Source organism: Streptomyces sp. NPDC051136, from assembly GCF_044455745.1.
GTDB lineage: Bacteria > Actinomycetota > Actinomycetes > Streptomycetales > Streptomycetaceae > Streptomyces.
This window is the reverse complement of record NZ_JBITFE010000009.1, coordinates 168,451-188,556: the sequence shown is the minus strand read 5'-3', so window position 1 is coordinate 188,556 and position 20,106 is coordinate 168,451. Positions and strand designations below refer to the sequence as shown.

Below are 20,106 nucleotides of genomic sequence, written 5' to 3'. Positions count from 1 at the left end.
CGCCCCCACCCACGGCCGGTTGGGACCTAGTTGGGCTTAATGCCCGTTTTGCCGTGCTTGTTGAGGCCAGTGAGTTGACTCACTCCGGACCGCCTGCGGGCAACCTCTCCACAACCTGTGCCCTCCCTTTGTCCCGCAAGCCAGTTGAGGGTTGGCAACAGCAAAGGATCAAGAGCCTCAAACCCCCCAGACCAAGGTCAACAGGCATGTTGGGTGATTCCTGCACTTGTTTCGGACATGTGCTCTCGCATACGTTCCCGGCCTGTCGGGCGGACGCCGAATCCTGCCATCGCCCGTCGCACAGTCATCCACCCAACACTTCGCAGGCAGGAGCGGGGGACCCAGGTAAGTCGCCGCGCCGGTCACCACCGGAGCGGCTCGGGGTGAAGCCGTACCCGTCAGGGCACGGCCGGGCACCTCCCCGCCCGAACCCGACAGCTCACCTCGCAGGCGTAAGGAGAGGGACACTGCATGTCTGCCAACGGTCAGAACCGTCACGCCCGCACCGGCCGCCTCGCTCGCAAGCTCGCCCTGGTCGGAACCGGTGCCGCGGTGCTCGCGATGCCGCTCGTCGGCGCCGCCACCGCCTCCGCGGCCACCCCGGCCGCCGCCACGACCGCCACCACGGCGGCGGTGACGTACCCGGACAACCTGGACGGCTGGATCCGCGAGTCGCTGGACATCATGGCGCAGCACGGCATCCCCGGGACCTACGAGGGCATCCACCGCAACATCATGCGGGAGTCCTCCGGCAACCCGCTCGCCATCAACAACTGGGACATCAACGCCATCAACGGCACCCCGTCCAAGGGGCTGCTCCAGGTGATCGACCCGACCTTCCAGGCGTACCACGTGGCCGGCACCTCCTGGGACCCGTACGACCCGGTCGCCAACATCACCGCCGCCTGCAACTACGCGGCCGACCGCTACGGCTCGATGGACAACGTCTTCAGCGCCTACTAGGCCGCACCGCCGGGGTGGCGCACCCAGCGGGGGCGCCACCCCGGCAACGCCTCACGGGGAGTGCCTCACGGCAGTGCCTCACGAGGTACCGAAGATCCGCTCGAGGACGACGGCCACGCCGTCGTCCTCGTTCGTCGTGGTGACCTCGTCGGCCACCGCCTTGAGTTCGGGGTGGGCGCCGGCCATGGCGACGCCGTGGGCCGCCCACTGGAACATGGGGATGTCGTTGGGCATGTCCCCGAAGGCGATCGTCCGCCGCCGCTCCAGGCCCAGGTGCTCGGCGGCCAGCGCGAGACCGGTCGCCTTGGTGATGCCGCACGGCTGGAGCTCCACGGTGCCGGGCCCCGACATGGTGACCGTCGCCAGGGAGCCGACCACCGCGCGGGCCGTCGCCGCCAACTCGTCGTCGGTCAGGTCGGGATGGCGCAGCAGCACCTTGCTGATCGGCGTGGACCACAGCTCCTCGCGCCGCTCGACGCGGACCGCGGGCAGGGTCGGGTGGGGCATCAGGTAGCCCGGCTCGATGAGCGTCAGCCCGTCGACGCCGTCCTGGTCGACGGCCGCGTGCACCTGGCCCACCTCGGCCTCGATCTTGCCGAGCGCGGTCTCGGCCAGCTCCCGGTCCAGGGTGACCGACCACAGCATCCGGTGCGCGCCGGCGTCGTACACCTGCGCGCCCTGCCCGCACACCGCGAGTCCGGCGCAGCCGAGGCGGTCGAGCAGGGCGCGCACCCGGGGGGCGGGCCGCCCCGTCACCACGAGGTGCCGCGCACCCGCCCCGGCGACGCGCGCCAGCGCGGCCAGCGACCGTTCGGAGACGGTGTCGTCGCCGCGGAGCAGCGTCCCGTCCAGGTCGGTGGCGACGAGTGAGTACGCGGTGCGGTCCATGATCAGAGAATACGGACACCGCACCCCTCCGACTCACCCGCGACCGCTTCCGTACGAGGACGGAGCGAGTGCGCTCGAACCCGTACGCGGATGCACGCGGACGTCCGATCATGCCCACAACCTCGTTGTCTTCCTTTTGTTCCGCTGTCCGCCGTCGCCGCGCCGTCGACCACCCGGAGACGGGGAAACGACTGCCCAAGACCGGTGGAGCACCCGTAACGTGTGGCCCGACCACGTGTCACGCGGCACACCCGGCGCGCACGGCGCACATGGCGAGCACGAGAGCGAGGCAGCACCCGATGCCCCCCTTCGATGTCCCCGAGGGCGACCCCTTCGGCCCGCACAACCTTCCGTACGGCGTGTTCTCGGTCCCCGGCCCGGACGGGCGGACGGAACGGACGGTGGGCGTCCGGCTCGGCGACCACGTCCTCGACGCGGGCGCGGCGGCCCACGCGCTCGGCTCGCCGTACGCGTCCCTGCTCGCGCAGCCCACCCTGAACCCGCTGCTGGCGGCATGGCGCACCGCCTGGTCGGACGTGCGGCGCGCGCTGACGGCGTGGGTGACGGTCCCCTCGCACCGCGAGACCCTGGAACCCCTCTTCCACCCGCTGTCGTCGGTGACCCTGCACCTGCCCTTCGAGGTCGCCGACTACGTGGACTTCTACGCCTCCGAGAACCACGCCCGCAACGTCGGCCGGATCTTCCGCCCCGAGGCCGCCGACCCCCTCACCCCGAACTGGAAGCACCTGCCGATCGGTTACCACGGCCGCTCCGGCACGGTCGTCGTCTCGGGCACGGACGTCGTACGCCCGTCGGGGCAGCGCAAGGCCCCGGCCGACGCCGCTCCCGTCTTCGGCCCGTCCGTCCGCCTGGACATCGAGGCCGAGGTCGGCTTCGTGGTGGGCGTGCCCTCCGAGCTGGGCAGTCCGGTGGCGCTCCGTGACTTCCGCGAGCACGTCTTCGGACTCTGCCTGCTCAACGACTGGTCCGCCCGGGATGTCCAGGCCTGGGAGTACGTCCCGCTCGGCCCGTTCCTCGGCAAGTCCTTCACCACGTCGGTGTCCGCGTGGATCACCCCGCTGGACGCGCTGGACGAGGCACGGGTGGCGCCGCCCGAGCGCACCCACGAGCTGCTGCCCTACCTGGACGACACGGACGACGAGCAGGACGGCCCCGGCGGCTACGACCTGCGGATCTCGGTCGCCGTCAACGGCCACGTCGTCTCGGAGCCGCCGTTCTCCACCATGTACTGGACGGCCGCCCAGCAGTTGGCCCACATGACGGTCAACGGCGCCTCGTTGCGCACCGGCGACCTCTACGGCTCGGGCACGGTGAGCGGGCCCACCGAGCGGGAGCGCGGGTCGCTGCTCGAACTGACCTGGAACGGCCGCGACCCGTTGGAACTCCCCGACGGGAAGCGCACGTTCCTGGAGGACGGCGACGTGGTGACCCTGTCGGCCTGGGCTCCCGGTCCCGGCGGCGTCCGGGTGGGACTGGGCGAGGTCACCGGGCGAGTGGTCGGCCGGGAGGCCTGAGGGTTCGCCCGGCGGGGGCGGGTGCCTTGTTCCCGGGCCTTCGGGCTCTCGGGGTCCCGGGCCTTCGGGCTCTCGGGGTCCCGGGCCTTCGGGTTCCCGGGCTCTCGGGTTCCCGGGCTCTCGGGTCCCCAGGTTCTGATCCGGGGTTCCGGGTGTCAGGTGGCGGGACGGCGTACGCCGGGAGTACGGAGCGATCCGGGGCCCGCCGACGGCTGACTCGCACCGCCCGGTCCCGTCATACTGGCGTCGGGCGGTGTGCGCCCCGGGCCGCCGCGGTCCGGTCCGGCACCGTCCGACCGAGCACAGCACAGCACAGCACAGCCCCTGTACAGCCAGAGCCGCCATCCTCGACCAGGATCCGGAGCCAGTGGCATGACCGTCTGCCTGCTCCTGCTGTTCGTCGTCGCCGTGACCGCCGCGGTACCGGTGCCCCGAGCGCTGACCCGTTCCGCGTGGCCCGAGCGGGATCCCGTGGTCGCGCTGTGGGTGTGGCAGTGCCTGGTCGCCACGGTGCTGCTGTGCTGTCTGACGGCCCTCGTCCTCGGCGCCGCCGCCGTGTTCGGCACCGTCCGCGCCCAGCTCTTCGCGCCGGCGCCGCCCGCGGTGACCGCGGCGTACAACCTCTCCGCCGGCCCGGTCTGGGCCGCCGTCCTCACCCTGCTGCTGGCGGGCGGTGCCGCCTGGACGACCGCGATGCTCGCCCGTGAACTCGTCGAGGCCCGCCGCCGGCGTGCCCGGTCCCGCGCCCACCTGCGCGAGCGCGCCCCCGACCTGCCCGCGGGGCTGCCGGCCTCCCGCGGGCCGCTGCTGGTGCTGGAGGACGAGTACCCGGACGCCTGGTGGATGCCCGGCAACCCGCCCCAGCTGATCGTGACCACCGGCGCCCTGCACCGCCTCACCGACCACCAGCTGGACGCCGTCCTCACCCACGAGCGCGGCCACGCCCGGGCCCGGCACGACTGGCTGCTGCACCTGTCCACCGCCCTGGCGACCGGGTTCCCGAGCGTTCCGCTCTTCGCCCACTTCTGCGACCAGACCCACCGCCTGGTCGAGCTCTCGGCCGACGACACCGCCTCCCGGCGCTGCGGCCACCTGACCACCGCGCTGGCCCTGATCGAGCTGAACCAGCACCGCGGCGTCCTGTCCTGCGCCTCCAGCCACCGCCTCCTCGGCGAGCGCGTCGACCGTCTCCTGGAACCCCGTCCCCGCCTCCCCCGCCGCCACCGCGCCCTGACCACGGCGACGGCCGCCCTGGTCCCCTTCATCCCCCTCCTGATCACCTTCGCCCCGGGCCTGACGGCCTTGGCCTAGCCGCACCCTCGTCCTCGCCCTCGCCCTCGCCCCGGCAGCGTCGGGCCGCGCGACCCGCCCCGCGACCGCACCACGCGGCACCCCGCGCCCTCAGCCGGAGAACCCCGTGGCAGATGTCCCCCGCCCGCCACGAAAACCCCAGCTCATCCGCGCGACCGGCGGAGCCCGGGGTGGCGCAACATTCCGGCAACACCGTTAATCCGACCGGATAGGTATGGTTCCAGCCATGCCGCCCACCGACCGCATCCGAGACCACGCCGGCCAGGGCGCGACCACCGTCGCCGCCCAGCGCACGCGGCGCCGGCTGCGCGCCGACCGGGCCCGTCAACTGGCCGACCTGCTGCGCCGACAGCTCCTCGACGACGCCTACCCCGACGGCACCCTCCCCCACGAGGACACCCTCGCCGCCGACTACGGCTCCACCCGCAACACCGTCCGCCAGGCCCTCGACCTGCTGCGCGCCGAGGGCCTCGTCGCCCGGCAGCCCGGCATCGGCACCGTGGTCGTGGGCCGCAAGTACGCCCACGGGCTCGACCGCCTGATGGGCCTCGCGGAGACCCTGCACGAGCACGGCCGCGTCACCAACGAGGTCCGCACCACGGTCCCCGTCCCGGCCCCCGCCCCGGTCGCCGAACGTCTCCGCGTCCCGCCCGGCGCCGACGTCCTCTACATCGAGCGGCTGCGCCGCCTGAACGGCGTCCCCCTCTCCCTGGACCTCACCTACCTGCCCCTCGACATCGGCACCGAACTGCTCGGCGCCGACCTGGAGAACACCGACGTCTTCCGCCTCCTGGAGTCCGTCACCGGCCGGCCGCTCGGCCACGCCGAGATCACCCTGGAGGCCGTCACCGCCGACGCGCACTCCGCCGCCGTGCTGGAGGCCCCGCGCGGCACGGCCGTCCTGATGCTGGAACGGCTCACCCACCTCGCCGACGGCCGCCCCGTCGACCTGGAGTTCATCCGCTTCCGCGGCGACCGCATCGCGATGAGCGGTCTGCTGCACCGGTCCCTCTGACCCGACCCCGCCGACACCCCCTCGCGCAAATCCCTCGCGCACCTCCCTGGAGACAGCCATGCCCTTGGCGCCCCAGCGGGCCGACGTGCCCGTGACCATCGACGAGTCGAAGTGCATCGAAGGCTGCACGCTCTGCGTGGACATGTGCCCGCTGGACTCCCTCGCCATCGACGAGCGCAACGGCAAGGCGTACATGCACGTCGACGAGTGCTGGTACTGCGGCCCGTGCGCCGCCCGCTGCCCCACCGGGGCGGTCACGGTCAACATGCCCTACCTGCTCCGGTGAGAGGCCGACACCCCATGAAACCGAAACGCCCCGCACTCCCCGTCACCGCCGTCGCCGCCACCGCGGTCCTGCTCCTCCCTCTCACCGCCTGCGGCGGCGACGCCTCCGCCGACGGGGACGGCTCCACCGTCACCGTGACCGTCGGCTACCAGTCCAGGACGATCAACACGGTCACCGCCGGCACCCTCCTGCGCTCGCTCGGCTACTTCGAGAAGCAGCTCGGCTCCCTCGGCGACGGCGTCACCTACAAGGTCGACTGGCAGGACTACGCGACCGGCGCGCCCATCACCGCCCAGATGACCGCCGGGAAGATCGACATCGGGTCGATGGGTGACTTCCCCCTGCTCATCAACGCGGCCCGCGGCAAGCAGCTCGGCAAGCCGACCCGCATGGTCTCGGTCACCGGCTACAACCTGCGCGGCGGCCTCAACACCATCGTCGTCCCGCCCGGTTCCTCCCTCGCCTCCCTGAAGGACCTCAAGGGCAAGAAGGTGTCGACGAGCGTCGGCTCGGCCGCCGACGGCACCCTCGTGCGCGCCCTGCAACGCGCCGGCCTCGACCCCGCCGAGGACATCGAGAAGCTCAACCAGCAGCCGGCGGTGGGCGCCTCGGCCCTGGACTCGGGAAGCGCCGACGCCCTGTCGCAGTTCGTCGCCTGGCCCGGCCTCCTCGCCCGCCAGGGCAAGGCGAAGGCCCTGTACGACGGAGCGCAGCTGAACCTGCCCACCTTCCACGGCGTCACCGCCGTCGAGGACTTCGCGAAGAAGCGCCCCGCCGTGCTGGAGGCCTTCCTGAAGGCCCAGGCACAGGCGACCGCGTACCTGGACGCGCACCCGGTGGCCGCCGCCGAGAAGGTCGCGAAGGCCACCGGTCTGCCGGCCGAGACCGTCTACCTCTACAACGGCGCCCAGGGCATCGCCACCTTCGACCCGGCGATCCGGCCGCAGCTCGTCGACGCCCTCAAGGAGGACGTCTCGATCCTCAAGGACGCGAAGCTCACCGGCGACGTGGACGTGGACGCCTTCGTCGACGACCAGTACGTGAAGAAGGCGCTCGGCCCGGCGGAGTACGCCGAGCGGCTCGCCGCCACGCCCCCGGAGCCGGCCGGCGAGGTCTGGCCGAAGGGGGCGGACAAGACCGTCTCCTTCGCCTCACCCGACGCGCTGCTGCGGCATCTCGCCAGGCACAGCGACGAGGTCCGCGCCGCCTACGTCCCCGACACCACCACCGGCACGCTGTGGTTCGCCGACCAGGCCGTGTGGGTGGCCGACGGCGGCCGGCTGCTGCCCTTCGTCGCTCCGGAGACCGCGCGGGCGTACCTCGCCGGGCACGGCGGGGCGCGGGTGGTCCCGTACGCCGAGGCACTGGAGCGGGCGTCGTGAGCCGGTACGCCCGGTACGCGCTGCGGGTCGCCTCGCTCGCCCTGGCCCTGAGCGTGTGGCAACTGCTGACCAGCCAGGACATCGACCTGTGGCTGCGCTTCTCGCAGTTCCCCACCGTCACGGACGTGGCCCACACCTTCGCCGACCGACTCGCGGGGCCGGACTACTGGACCGACCTCACCGACAGCCTGACCCGCATCCTCACCGGTTTCGTGCTCGCCGCCGTCCTGGGCGTGGCCACCGGTGTGCTGGTGGCCCGCTCGCGGCTCGCCGAGGACCTGCTCGGCCCGGTCCTGGAGGTGATCCGGCCCGTCCCGGCCATCGCCCTCGTCCCCGTGGCGATCCTCCTCTTCCCCTCCAACGAGCAGGGCATCGTCTTCATCACCTGCACCGCCGCCTTCTTCCCCGTCCTCGTCTCCACCCGGCACGCGATACGCGCGCTGGCCCCCGTCTGGGAGGAGGCGGTCCGCACCATGGGCGGCGGCCGGTGGCGGATCCTCGGCTCGGTGGTCCTGCCGGGTGCGCTGCCCGGTGTGTTCGGCGGTCTTTCGGTCGGCATCGGCGTCTCGTGGATCTGCGTCATCTCCGCCGAGATGATCTCCGGTCAGTACGGGGTGGGGTACCGCACCTGGCAGGACTACACGGTCGTCGACTACCCCGGCGTCTTCGTCGGCATGGCCACCATCGGCGTGCTCGGCTGGCTGACCTCCACCGCCGTGGAGCTGCTGGGCCGCCGCCTGACCCGCTGGCTGCCCCGCACCGGACATCTCCCGGCCGCCCGCCCGAGGTCCGCGCGGACCGGCGCGGCACCACCGCCCGCCGGAGCCGCCCCGCGCAAGATCCCCCGCGCCCAGCCCGAGGAGGCACGCGATGAGCACCTCGTCTGAGACCGAGACCGCGACCGAGACGGAGACCGAGACCGACGCCGCGACGGAGACCGAGGCCGCTACGGAGACGGCGGTCGAGACCCGGGCCCGGGTCGAGACGGAGGTTGAAACGGAGGTCGCGGCCGCGGCCGGGCCCCGGACCGTGGGCGGTGCGGGTGTCGCCGGGACACCTCCTCGCGGGACCCGGCTCACGCTGCGCGACGCCACCCTCGGCCGGCCGGACGCCACCGCGGTCAGCGGCGTGGACGTCGACGTCTCCCCGGGCGAGATCCTGACCGTGGTCGGCCCCTCCGGCTGCGGGAAGTCGACGCTGCTGCGCACGCTGGCCGGGCTGCTGCCGCCGCTGGCCGGGACCGCGGAACAGGACGGCCGTCCGATCCACGGCCCGGGTGCGGACCGGGCGCTGGTCTTCCAGGAGGACGCCCTGCTGCCCTGGCGCACCCTGCGCGCCAACGTCGAACTCCCCCTCGCCGTCCAGGGCCTGCCCCGCGCCGAGCGCCGGCGCCAGGCGACGGCCTGGCTCGAACGGGTCGGACTCACCGCCCAGCTGCGGCAGTTGCCGCACCGCGTCTCCGGGGGACAGCGCCAACGCGCGCAGCTGGCCCGCGCGCTGGCCGGACGCCCCCGCGCCGTCCTGATGGACGAACCCTTCGGCGCCCTCGACGCCCAGACCCGCGCCGGCATGCAGGACCTGCTGGTGGAGGTGCTGCACGGTACGGGCGCCACCGTCGTCTTCGTCACCCACGACGTGGACGAGGCCCTGTTCCTCGGCGACCGCGTCGCCCTGCTCGGCGCCGGCCGCCTCGGTGCCGTACGCGAGGTGCCCCGGCCCAGGGACCGCACCGCGCACGACGATCCGGCACGGGTGGCGCTGCGACGCGACGTCCTGACATCCCTCGGCACCTGAAAGGCCACCTGGTGGAGATCCCCTCCCTCACCGACGCCGAAGAACTCTCCTGCGACGTCCTCGTCATCGGCGGCGGCACCGCGGGCACCATGGCCGCGCTGACCGCGGCCGAGCACGGCGCGAACGTACTGCTGCTGGAGAAGGCCCACGTCCGTCACTCCGGCGCGCTCGCCATGGGCATGGACGGCGTCAACAACGCCGTCGTCCCCGGCCGCGCCGAACCCGACGACTACGTCGCCGAGATCACCCGCGCCAACGACGGCATCGTCGACCAGTCCACCGTCCGCCAGACCGCCACCCGCGGCTTCGCCATGGTCCAGCGGCTGGAGTCGTACGGGGTGAAGTTCGAGAAGGACGAGCACGGCGACTACGCCGTCCGGCAGGTGCACCGGTCCGGTTCCTACGTGCTGCCGATGCCGGAGGGCAAGGACGTCAAGAAGGTCCTGTACCGGCAGCTGCGGCGGCGTGAGATGCGCGAGCGGATCCGCATCGAGAACCGCGTGATGCCGGTCCGGGTCCTGACGGCGGACGGACGGGCGGTGGGCGCGGCCGGCTTCAACACCCGCACCGGGCGGTTCGTGACCGTCCGCGCGGGCGCCGTGATCCTCGCGACCGGCGCCGCCGGCCGGCTCGGCCTGCCCGCGTCCGGCTACCTGTACGGCACCTACGAGAACCCCACCAACGCGGGTGACGGCTACGCCATGGCCTACCACGCGGGCGCCGAGCTGACCGGCATCGAGTGCTTCCAGATCAACCCGCTGATCAAGGACTACAACGGCCCTGCCTGCGCCTACGTCGCCAACCCCTTCGGCGGCTACCAGGTCAACCGGCACGGCGAGCGCTTCGTCGACTCCGACTACTGGTCGGGCCAGATGATGGCCGAGTTCGCGGCGGAGGTCGCCAGCGACCGCGGTCCGGTGTACCTGAAGCTCAGTCACCTCCCGGAGGAGTCGGTCTCCGCCCTGGAGTCCATCCTGCACTCCACCGAACGGCCGACACGCGGCACCTTCCACGCGGGCCGCGGGCACGACTACCGCACCCACGACGTGGAGATGCACATCTCCGAGATCGGCCTGTGCGGCGGCCACTCCGCCTCGGGCGTCCGGGTCGACGACCACGCCCGCACCACCGTCCCCCGCCTCTACGCGGCCGGTGACCTGGCCTGCGTGCCGCACAACTACATGATCGGCGCGTTCGTCTTCGGCGACCTGGCGGGCGCGGACGCCGCCCGGTACACCGCCTACGCGGGCGAACTGCCGCCCGAGCAGCTGAGCGAGGCGCACGAGCTGGTCTACCGTCCGCTGCGCAATCCCGACGGTCCGCCGCAGCCGCAGGTCGAGTACAAGCTGCGGCGCTTCGTCAACGACTACGTGGCCCCGCCGAAGTCCGGCGCCCGGCTGTCGCTCGCGCTGGAGTCCTTCGAGCGGATGCGCACGGACATCGCGGCCATGGGCGCCCGCACGCCGCACGAGCTGATGCGCTGCGCCGAGGTCTCCTTCATCCGCGACTGCGCGGAGATGGCCGCCCGCGCCTCCCTGGCCCGCACGGAGTCCCGCTGGGGCCTCTACCACGAGCGCGTCGACATCCCCGAGCGGGACGACGCGTCCTGGTTCCACCACCTCGATCTGCACAAGTCCCCCTCCGGTGCGATGGAGTTCACGGCACGTCCCGTGGCTCCCTATCTCGTTCCGATCGACGAGTTTACGCCGGTCGGCGGGCCTTCCCGGCACCTCGGCGAGGTGCATCCGGAGCAGGTGGCGACGGCCGGTGCCCGCGACGCCGCGCCCCTCGGCGACGGAACGCGCCCCTCGGCCGCCACAGCCGCCGCGGCCACCCCGGTCACCGAACCCGGCACGACCACCGCACCCGGCGCCGCCGGCTCCCCCCGGCTGCTGGAGCTGCTGGCCCTCGCCGAGCACGAACCCGACCTCTCCGTCCTCCGCCCGTACCTGTCCGATCCCGAGCCGGGCGTCCGGCGTACGGCGGTCACCGTGCTCACCGAGACCGTCCCGGCCGGCACCGGTCCGGCGCTCGCCGACGCGCTGTCCGATCCCGACGGCGAGGTGCGCGCCGCCGCGGCCGCCTCCCTGCGGGAACTGGCCGAGACGCTGACACCCGAACCCGCCCTGAGCGAGCCCCTCACCGAGGCTCTGGCCCAGGCCGACCCCGTCGTCCGCGCCACCGCGCTCGACCTGCTGCGCATCCTGCGGCTGGGCGGCACCGGCACCTTCGCCGCGGCCCTGCGCGATCCCGACGCGCCGGTGCGCATCGAGGCGGTGCGCGGACTGGTCTCGCTGGACGCCGCGGAGGCGCTCTCCCCCGCCGCCGAGGATCCTTCGCGCGAGGTGCGGGTCGCGGTCGCCAAGGCGCTGGGGACGCTGCGGGCGGCGCCCCGCCCCGGCACGGTCCTGGACCGGCTCACCGAGGACTCTGACGTCCTGGTCCGCGGCGCGGCCCTCGCCGCCCTGGCGGACACGGGCTGCCCCGCCCCGCTGGCGGCCCGTGCGGTCGCCGCGCTGTCCGACCCCGCCTGGCAGGTACGGGCGGGTGCGGCCACCGCGCTGTCCGCCGCCGCTTCGGACACCGCGGTGCCGGTCCTCACCAAGGCACTCGCCGACCGGAACGCCGACGTCCGCAAGGCGGCCGTCCTCGCCCTGACCCGGCACACCGCCGGCACCGAGGACGCCAGGGCGGCGCTCGCGACCGTCACCGACGACACGGACGCCGACGTCCGGGCCTACGCGACCCGGGCCCTGTGACGCGGGCCCTGTGACGCGGGCGCGGTGACGCGGGCGCGGTGACGCGGCGAACGCCGGGGCGGCCGGGAGGGGGCGGGCCCCTATATCCAGTCGTCGGGCTCGGGCTCCGGCTCCGGCTCGTGCTCGGGCCAGTCCTCCGCGCCGGAGCCGGAGCCGGACGCGGAACCCGTGCCGGGGCCTGCCGACGGGTCCGGCGAGGGCGCCTGGGCGGCTGGCGGTCCCTCCAGCCCGGCCAGCACCGCGATCACGCCCTCCCCGTACGTCGCCAGCTTCTTCTCACCGACCCCGCTGATGCTCCCGAGCTGCCCGACCGAGGTGGGCCACACGGTGGCGATCTCCCGGAGGGTGGCGTCGTGGAAGATCACGTACGCCGGTACGCCCTGCTCACGGGCCTGCTCCGCACGCCACGCGCGCAGCGCTTCGAAGGCGGGGGCCAGCTCCGCGGGCAGCTCGGCGACGGCCGCCTTGGCCTTGCGCTCGCCGCGTCCACCGCCCGCCGACCTGGCCGCGGCAGGCTTCTTCGGCTCCTTGCGCAGCGGCACCTCGCGCTCCTGCCGGAGCACCTCGCCGCTGGTCTCGGTCAGCACCAGCGTGCCGTACTCCCCCTCCACGGCGAGCAGGCCCTGGGCCAGCAGCTGCCGGGCGACTCCCCGCCACTCGCCCTCGGTCAGCTCCTCGCCGATGCCGAACACGGAGAGCTGGTCGTGGTCGAACTGGATCACCTTGGCGGTGCGCTTGCCCAGCAGGATATCGATGATCTGGCCGGCGCCGAACTTCTGCCCGCGCTCCCGCTTCAGTCGCACCACCGTCGACAGCACCTTCTGTGCGGCGACCGTGCCGTCCCAGGTCTCCGGCGGGGTCAGACAGGTGTCGCAGTTGCCGCAGCCGGCCTGGTCCGCGTCCTGCCCGAAGTAGGCGAGGAGCTGGCCGCGACGGCACCGGGCGGTCTCGCACAAGGCGAGCATGGCGTCCAGGTGGGACTGGGCGCGACGACGGAAGGCCTCGTCGCCCTCGCCGGACTGGATCAGCTTGCGCTGCTGTATGACGTCGTTGAGTCCGTACGCCATCCAGGCCGTGGAGGGCAGGCCGTCCCGCCCGGCGCGGCCCGTCTCCTGGTAGTAGCCCTCGACCGACTTGGGCAGGTCCAGGTGGGCGACGAACCGCACGTCCGGCTTGTCGATGCCCATGCCGAAGGCGATGGTCGCCACGACCACCAGGCCCTCCTCGCGCAGGAACCTCGACTGGTGCGCCGCGCGGGTGCCCGCGTCCAGGCCCGCGTGGTACGGCACCGCCTCGACACCGTTGCGCGAGAGGAACTCGGCGGTCTTCTCGACCGAGTTGCGCGAGAGGCAGTACACGATGCCCGCGTCCCCGGGGTGCTCCTCGCGCAGGAAGCTCAGGAGCTGCTTCTTGGGGTCGGACTTCGGCACGATCCGGTACTGGATGTTGGGGCGGTCGAAACTGGCCACGAAGTGCCGCGCCGCCGGCATGCGCAGCCGCTCGGTGAGCTCGCGGTGGGTGGCGTCGGTGGCCGTCGCCGTGAGCGCGAGCCGGGGGACGTCCGGCCAGCGCTCGCCGAGCAGCGAAAGAGCGAGGTAGTCGGGCCGGAAGTCGTGGCCCCACTGGGAGACGCAGTGCGCCTCGTCGATGGCGAAGAGGGAGATCTTGCCGCGGGAGAGCAGGCCGAGGGTGCTGTCCAGGCGCAGCCGCTCGGGGGCCAGGTACAGCAGGTCCAGCTCGCCCGCGAGGAACTCGGCCTCGACCGTGCGCCGCTCGTCGAAGTCCTGCGTGGAGTTCATGAACCCGGCCCGCACGCCGAGCGCCCGCAGGGCGTCGACCTGGTCCTGCATCAGTGCGATCAGCGGCGAGACCACGATGCCTGTGCCGGGCCTGACCAGGGACGGGATCTGGTAGCACAGCGACTTTCCGCCGCCGGTGGGCATGAGCACGACGGCGTCGCCGCCGGCGATCACATGCTCGACGATCGCCTCCTGCTCGCCGCGGAAGGCGTCGTACCCGAAGACCCGGTGCAGGGTGGCCAGCGCCTCGCTGTCCCCGTCCCTCACCTGCGCCGTCCCTGCCATCTCGCCGATCACGCCCGTCCCGCCCATCGTCTCGTCCCCCGTACGTATTGCCTCGCCCGTCCGGTCCGTCCTGCCCCGACCACTGCCTCCACGATAGGGGTCCGCGCCGACAGCCCCGAAGTTATCCACAGGAACCACCCCTCACGCACAGCCACCAGCCGATAACCTGCTGCATCAATCGCCTCCTGGCAGCAGGGACACGTCAGCATGGCGCTCGATGCCTCGCCTCCTGGATGGCCGGTGCCCCCTGACGGCGGTTGGACCGCCGACGACCTGGATCGGCTCCCTGGCCTGCCCGAGCACACGCAACTTCTCGACGCGGCCCTCGTCTTCCCCTGCCCTCAGTCGGTCTTCCACGAGCGGGCCACCGGCTTCTTCGGACGACAGCTCTCCACGGCCGCCGTACAAGGGCTCGACGTCCTGTGCAGATTCAGCATCGACGTGGACCGCCAGAACCGGCTGGAGCCTGACGTGATCGTCCTGCGGGAGAGGGCGCTGACGACTCTCGAACAGACACGGGTACCCGCGACGGAAGTGGTGCTGGCGGTGGAGGTCACCGCGCCGGACTCCATTTCCCGTGACCGCGAGACCAAGCCCCTGAAGTACGCCCGGGCCGGCATCGCCCACTACTGGCGGGTGGAGAACGAGAAGGGTCTCGCCGTCGTCCACGCCTTCGAGCTGGAGCCCACCACCGGCGCCTACACCAGCGTCGGCATCTTCCGCGAGCGTATGAAAGTGAGCGCGCCCTTCTCGATGGACCTGGATCTGACCGCCGTCGACGCGCGCCGCGGCCGCGAGTAACCCCCGCACACACCACTGTGGTCCGGCGCCCCTGTGAAACGGAGGCCGGACCACAGCCGTGAAACCACAAAACCGCCGGCGCCGCGTCAGCGCACGAACACTCCCGCCTGACCCGCCAGGTCCAGGAAGTACTGCGGCGCCACGCCGAGCACCACCGTGACGGCCACGCCCACGGCGATGGCCGTCATCGTCAGCGGGGACGGCACCGCGACGGTCGGGCCCTCCGGGCGCGGCTCGCTGAAGAACATGAGCACGATCACCCGGATGTAGAAGAACGCCGCGATCGCCGACGAGATCACACCGATCACGACCAGCGGAGCCGCACCGCCCTCCGCCGCCGCCTTGAACACGGCGAACTTGCCCGAGAACCCGGAGGTCAGCGGGATACCGGCGAAGGCCAGCAGGAACACCGCGAACACCGCCGCCACCAGCGGCGACCTGCGGCCGAGCCCGGCCCACTTCGACAGGTGGGTCGCCTCCCCGCCCGCGTCGCGCACCAGCGTGACGACGGCGAAGGCGCCGATCGTGACGAAGGAGTACGCCGCGAGGTAGAAGAGGACGGACGAGATGCCCTCCGGCGTGGTCGCGATGACACCGGCGAGGATGAAGCCCGCGTGCGCGATGGACGAGTACGCCAGCAGCCGCTTGATGTCGGTCTGCGTGATCGCGACGATCGCGCCGGCCAGCATCGTGACGATCGCCACGCCCCACATCACCGGCCGCCAGTCCCAGCGCAGGCCGGGCAGGACGACGTAGAGGATGCGCAGCAGGGCGCCGAAGGCGGCCACCTTGGTCGCCGCCGCCATGAAGCCGGTCACGGGCGTCGGCGCGCCCTGGTACACGTCCGGCGTCCACATGTGGAACGGCACGGCGCCCACCTTGAACAGCAGCCCCATGACGATCAGCGCCGAGCCGACGAGCAGCAGCGCGTCGTTGCCCATGGTGTCGGCGAGCGCCGGGGTGACGCTCTGGACGGTGCCGTCGACGACCTGGGCGATCGTGCCGTACGACATCGAGCCCGCGTAGCCGTAGAGCAGCGCGATGCCGAACAGCGTGAACGCGGAGGCGAAGGCGCCGAGCAGGAAGTACTTGACCGCGGCCTCCTGCGACATGAGCCGCTTGCGCCGGGCCAGCGCGCACAGCAGGTACAGCGGGAGGGAGAAGACCTCCAGCGCCACGAAGAGCGTCAGCAGGTCGTTGGCCGCCGGGAAGACCAGCATGCCGACGACGGCGAAGAGCAGGAGCGGGAACACCTCCGTGGTGGTGAAGCCCGCCTTGACCGCCTTCTGCTCGCTCTCGCTGCCGGGCACGGCGGCCGCCTGCGCGGCGAAGGAGTCGACGCGGTTGCCGTGCTGCTCCGGGTCGAGGCGCCGCTCGGCGAAGGTGAACAGGCCGACCAGGCTGGTCAGCAGGATGGTGCCCTGGAGGAACAGGGCCGGACCGTCGACGGCCACGGCGCCCATCGCCGTGATGCCGGCCTTGGTCGTGCCGTACCCGCGTGCCGCGAGTGCGACGACCGCGGCGAACGCCGCGACCAGGGCGACGGCGGACACGAACATCTGGGCGTAGTACCGGGACCTGCGCGGCACGAAGGCCTCGATCAGGATTCCGATGACCGCCGCGCCGATCACGATGAGGACGGGCGACAGCTGCCCGTACTCGATCTTCGGCGCGTCGATCTTGGCGATCGGGTCGGCCGCCGTCGCCGCCGTTGTCCACAGGCTGTGGACGGCTGTTGCGCTCACTTGGCCGCCTCCACCTCAGGCTGGGGGTCCGTCTTGTGTACGTCGGACATGGTCTGCTCCACCGCCGGGTTGACGATGTCCGTCACGGGCTTCGGGAAGACGCCCAGGAAGATCAGCAGCGCCACCAGCGGCGCCACCACCACCAGCTCGCGCACCCGCAGGTCGGGCATCCCGTTCACCTCGGCCTTCACCGGGCCCGTCATCGTCCGCTGGTAGAGGACGAGGGTGTAGAGCGCGGCGAGCACGATGCCGAGGGTGGCGATGATGCCGATCACCGGATACCGGGTGAACGTGCCGACCAGGACCAGGAACTCACTGACGAAGGGCGCGAGGCCCGGCAGCGACAGGGTGGCCAGGCCGCCGATCAGGAAGGTGCCGGCCAGGATCGGGGCGACCTTCTGCACCCCGCCGAAGTCGGCGATGAGCCGCGAGCCGCGCCGCGAGATCAGGAACCCGGCGATCAGCATCAGCACGGCGGTCGAGATGCCGTGGTTGACCATGTACAGCGTGGCACCGGACTGGCCCTGGCTGGTCATCGCGAAGATGCCCATGATGATGAAGCCGAAGTGCGAGATCGACGCGTAGGCGATCAGCCGCTTGATGTCGCGCTGGCCGACCGCGAGCAGCGCGCCGTAGATGATGCTGATGACCGCCAGGACCAGGATGACCGGCGTCGCCCACTTGCTGGCCTCCGGGAAGAGCTGGAGGCAGAAGCGGAGCATCGCGAAGGTGCCGACCTTGTCGACGACCGCCGTGATCAGCACCGCGACCGGGGCCGTCGACTCCCCCATGGCGTTGGGCAGCCAGGTGTGCAGCGGGAACAGCGGCGCCTTCACCGCGAAGGCGAAGAAGAAGCCGAGGAACAGCCAGCGCTCGGTGCTGGTCGCCATGTCCAGCGAGCCGTTGGCCCGCGCCTCGGCGATCTCCGTGAGCGAGAAGTTCCCGGCGACCACGTAGAGGCCGATCACCGCGGCCAGCATGATCAGACCGCCGGCCAGGTTGTAGAGGAGGAACTTCACCGCGGCGTAGGAGCGCTGGGTCGCCGCCGTCTTCTCGCCGTGTTCGTGCGCCCGGTCCCCGAAGCCGCCGATCAGGAAGTACAGCGGGATCAGCATGGCTTCGAAGAAGATGTAGAAGAGGAAGACGTCGGTGGCCTCGAAGGAGATGATCACCATCGCCTCGACGGCCAGGATCAGGGCGAAGAAGCCCTGCGTCGGCCGCCACCGGCTGCTGCCGGTCTCCAGCGGGTCGGCGTCGTGCCAGCCCGCGAGGATGATGAACGGGATCAGCAGCGCGGTCAGCGCGATCAGCGCCACCGCGATGCCGTCCACGCCCAGTTCGTACCGAACGCCGAAGTCGGCGATCCAGGAGTGGGACTCGGTGAGCTGGTAGCGGTCGCCGCCGGGGTCGAAGCGGACCAGGACCGTGACCGCCAGCGCGAGCGTGGCCAGCGAGACCAGCAGCGCCAGCCACTTGGCCGCGGTGCGTCGCGCGGCCGGCACGGCTGCCGTGGCGATCGCACCGACGGCCGGGAGGGCCGCCGTGACTGTCAGCAGGGGAAAGGACATCGGTATCAGACCGCCCTCATCAGCAGGGTCGCGGCGACCAGGAGCGCCGCACCGCCGAACATCGAGACCGCGTACGAGCGCGCGAAGCCGTTCTGCAGCTTGCGCATCCGCCCGGACAGGCCGCCGACCGAGGCCGCCGTGCCGTTGACGACCCCGTCGACCAGGGTGTGGTCGACGTAGACCAGGGACCGCGTCAGGTGCTCGCCGCCGCGGACCAGGACCACGTGGTTGAAGTCGTCCTGGAGCAGGTCGCGCCGGGCGGCCCGGGTGAGCAGCGATCCGCGCGGGGCGACGGCCGGGACCGGGCGGCGCCCGTACTGCGCCCAGGCGATCGCCACGCCGACGACCATGCAGGCCACGGTCGCCCCGGTGACCGCTCCGGCGCTGATCGGCGAGTCGCCGTGGCTGTGCCCGGTGATGGGCTCCAGCCAGTGCAGGAAGCGGTCGCCGATGCTGAAGAAGGCACCGCCCGCGACCGATCCGACGGCCAGCACGATCATCGGGATCGTCATGAGCCCCGGCGACTCGTGCGGGTGCGGCGGCTCGTAGGCGCCGCGGGTCTCGGCGGCGGGCTCCACGTCGGGCTGCGCCGGCGAAGGCGTCGGGGCGTTGCGCCAGCGCTCCTCGCCGAAGAACGTCATCAGCATCACGCGCGTCATGTAGTACGCGGTGATGGCCGCGCCCAGCAGGGCGCAGGCGCCGAGGATCCAGCCCTCGGTGCCGCCCTTGGCGAACGCCGCCTCGATGATCTTGTCCTTGGAGAAGAAGCCGGACAGGCCCGGAAAGCCGATGATGGCGAGGTAGCCGAGGCCGAAGGTGACGAAGGTGACCGGCATGTACTTCCGCAGTCCGCCGTAGCGGCGCATGTCGACCTCGTCGTTCATGCCGTGCATGACGGATCCCGCGCCGAGGAACAGCCCGGCCTTGAAGAAGCCGTGCGTGACCAGGTGCATGATCGCGAAGACGTAGCCGATGGGACCGAGGCCGGCGGCCAGCACCATGTAGCCGATCTGCGACATGGTCGAGCCGGCCAGCGCCTTCTTGATGTCGTCCTTGGCGCAACCGACGATGGCACCGAAGAGCAGCGTGACCGCGCCGACGATGGTGACGACCAGTTGCGCGTCCGGCGCGCCGTTGAAGATGGCGCCGGAGCGGACGATCAGGTAGACGCCCGCCGTCACCATGGTCGCCGCGTGGATGAGGGCGGAGACCGGGGTCGGGCCCTCCATCGCGTCGCCGAGCCAGGACTGCAGCGGCACCTGGGCGGACTTGCCGCAGGCGGCGAGCAGCAGCATCAGGGCGATCGCGGTGAGCTTGCCCTCGTCCGCCCCGGCCGCGAGCCCGGCCTCCCCGTGGCCGCCGAGCACCGGCCCGAAGGCGAAGGTGCCGAACCACAGGAACATCAGCATGATGCCGATGGACAGGCCCATGTCGCCGACGCGGTTGACCAGGAAGGCCTTCTTCGCGGCCGTGGCGGCGGAGGGCTTGTGCTGCCAGAAGCCGATCAGCAGGTAGGAGGCGAGACCGACGCCCTCCCAGCCGACGTACAGCAGCAGGTAGTTGTCGGCGAGGACGAGGATCAGCATCGCCGCGAGGAACAGGTTCAGGTAGCCGAAGAAGCGGCGGCGCCGCTCGTCGTGCTCCATGTACGCGACCGAGTACAGGTGGATGAGCGAGCCGACGCCGGTGATCAGCAGGACGAACGTCATCGACAACTGGTCGAGCCGGAAGGCGACGTCGGCCTGGAAACCCTCCACCGGGATCCAGCTGAACAGGTGCTGCGTCAGGGTGCGGTCCTCGGCGCCGCTGCCGAGCAGGTCGGCGAAGAGGACGACGCCGATCACGAAGGACACGGCGGCCAGCAGCGTGCCGATCCAGTGGCCGACGCGGTCCAGCCGGCGTCCGCCGCACAGCAGGACGACCGCTCCGAGCAGGGGCGCCGCCACCAGCAGCGCAATCAGGTTCTCCACTTCAG

General features: G+C 72.0%; 15 protein-coding genes and 1 riboswitch. Of the genes, 10 read left to right on the top strand and 5 right to left on the bottom strand.

Going from position 1 to position 20,106, the window contains the following annotated elements:
- Positions 1 to 299: 299 nt before the first annotated feature.
- A riboswitch (cyclic di-AMP (ydaO/yuaA leader) is annotated at positions 300 to 467 on the top strand.
- 4 nt (positions 468 to 471) lie between these two features.
- On the top strand, positions 472 to 963 hold the full coding sequence (locus ACIBCJ_RS25805) for a transglycosylase SLT domain-containing protein (protein ID WP_362507461.1): 492 nt from the start codon (positions 472 to 474) through the stop codon (positions 961 to 963).
- Between the two features lie 78 nt (positions 964 to 1,041).
- On the opposite strand, the gene ACIBCJ_RS25800 is transcribed toward ACIBCJ_RS25805, so the two are convergent.
- Positions 1,042 to 1,851 carry an HAD family hydrolase gene (locus ACIBCJ_RS25800; RefSeq protein ID WP_362100558.1) on the bottom strand — a complete coding sequence of 270 codons (810 nt, stop codon included), beginning with the start codon at positions 1,849 to 1,851 and terminating at the stop codon, positions 1,042 to 1,044.
- 299 nt (positions 1,852 to 2,150) lie between these two features.
- Here ACIBCJ_RS25800 and fahA point away from each other — a divergent pair, with 299 nt between their 5' ends.
- From fahA to ACIBCJ_RS25760, 8 genes are all read left to right on the top strand, one after another.
- Positions 2,151 to 3,386 (top strand): fumarylacetoacetase, encoded by a 1,236-nt coding sequence (fahA, locus tag ACIBCJ_RS25795; RefSeq protein WP_365980396.1) that lies wholly within the window; start codon positions 2,151 to 2,153, stop codon positions 3,384 to 3,386.
- A 372-nt stretch (positions 3,387 to 3,758) separates the two neighbouring features.
- Positions 3,759 to 4,697 carry a M56 family metallopeptidase gene (locus ACIBCJ_RS25790; protein ID WP_362511953.1) on the top strand — a complete coding sequence of 313 codons (939 nt, stop codon included), beginning with the start codon at positions 3,759 to 3,761 and terminating at the stop codon, positions 4,695 to 4,697.
- A gap of 226 nt (positions 4,698 to 4,923) precedes the next feature.
- On the top strand, positions 4,924 to 5,712 hold the full coding sequence (locus ACIBCJ_RS25785) for a GntR family transcriptional regulator (RefSeq protein WP_133887608.1): 789 nt from the start codon (positions 4,924 to 4,926) through the stop codon (positions 5,710 to 5,712).
- Positions 5,713 to 5,770: 58 nt separating this feature from the next.
- Positions 5,771 to 5,998, top strand: coding sequence for a ferredoxin family protein (locus tag ACIBCJ_RS25780; RefSeq protein WP_030145386.1), 228 nt, complete (start codon positions 5,771 to 5,773; stop codon positions 5,996 to 5,998).
- 14 nt (positions 5,999 to 6,012) lie between these two features.
- Positions 6,013 to 7,380: an ABC transporter substrate-binding protein gene (locus ACIBCJ_RS25775; protein ID WP_365980394.1), complete on the top strand. Its 1,368-nt coding sequence runs from the start codon at positions 6,013 to 6,015 to the stop codon at positions 7,378 to 7,380.
- A complete protein-coding gene (locus ACIBCJ_RS25770; RefSeq protein WP_365980393.1) occupies positions 7,377 to 8,267 on the top strand; it encodes an ABC transporter permease in 891 nt (296 codons plus the stop codon). Before ACIBCJ_RS25775 ends, ACIBCJ_RS25770 begins: the two co-directional genes overlap by 4 nt.
- Positions 8,251 to 9,174 carry an ABC transporter ATP-binding protein gene (locus tag ACIBCJ_RS25765; RefSeq protein ID WP_362100540.1) on the top strand — a complete coding sequence of 308 codons (924 nt, stop codon included), beginning with the start codon at positions 8,251 to 8,253 and terminating at the stop codon, positions 9,172 to 9,174. The genes ACIBCJ_RS25770 and ACIBCJ_RS25765 overlap by 17 nt, the downstream gene beginning before the upstream one ends.
- A gap of 11 nt (positions 9,175 to 9,185) precedes the next feature.
- Complete coding sequence (locus ACIBCJ_RS25760) at positions 9,186 to 11,933, top strand: fumarate reductase/succinate dehydrogenase flavoprotein subunit (RefSeq protein WP_365980392.1); 2,748 nt, start codon at positions 9,186 to 9,188, stop codon at positions 11,931 to 11,933.
- A gap of 80 nt (positions 11,934 to 12,013) precedes the next feature.
- On the opposite strand, the gene recQ is transcribed toward ACIBCJ_RS25760, so the two are convergent.
- Positions 12,014 to 14,044 (bottom strand): DNA helicase RecQ, encoded by a 2,031-nt coding sequence (recQ, locus tag ACIBCJ_RS25755; protein WP_365980391.1) that lies wholly within the window; start codon positions 14,042 to 14,044, stop codon positions 12,014 to 12,016.
- 180 nt (positions 14,045 to 14,224) lie between these two features.
- On the opposite strand from recQ, the gene ACIBCJ_RS25750 reads away from it, so the two are divergent.
- The gene (locus tag ACIBCJ_RS25750; protein ID WP_362100530.1) at positions 14,225 to 14,818 is read left to right on the top strand and encodes a Uma2 family endonuclease; all 594 of its coding nucleotides are present in this window, start codon (positions 14,225 to 14,227) and stop codon (positions 14,816 to 14,818) included.
- Between the two features lie 86 nt (positions 14,819 to 14,904).
- On the opposite strand, the gene nuoN is transcribed toward ACIBCJ_RS25750, so the two are convergent.
- From nuoN to nuoL, 3 genes are read right to left on the bottom strand one after another with little or no spacing between them, the layout of a single operon-like run.
- Positions 14,905 to 16,563 (bottom strand): NADH-quinone oxidoreductase subunit NuoN, encoded by a 1,659-nt coding sequence (gene nuoN / locus ACIBCJ_RS25745; protein WP_362100527.1) that lies wholly within the window; start codon positions 16,561 to 16,563, stop codon positions 14,905 to 14,907.
- Positions 16,560 to 18,131: an NADH-quinone oxidoreductase subunit M gene (locus tag ACIBCJ_RS25740; RefSeq protein WP_362100524.1), complete on the bottom strand. Its 1,572-nt coding sequence runs from the start codon at positions 18,129 to 18,131 to the stop codon at positions 16,560 to 16,562. The genes nuoN and ACIBCJ_RS25740 overlap by 4 nt, the downstream gene beginning before the upstream one ends.
- 5 nt (positions 18,132 to 18,136) lie before the next feature.
- Positions 18,137 to 20,101 carry an NADH-quinone oxidoreductase subunit L gene (gene nuoL / locus ACIBCJ_RS25735; RefSeq protein WP_362100521.1) on the bottom strand — a complete coding sequence of 655 codons (1,965 nt, stop codon included), beginning with the start codon at positions 20,099 to 20,101 and terminating at the stop codon, positions 18,137 to 18,139.
- Positions 20,102 to 20,106: the final 5 nt, after the last annotated feature.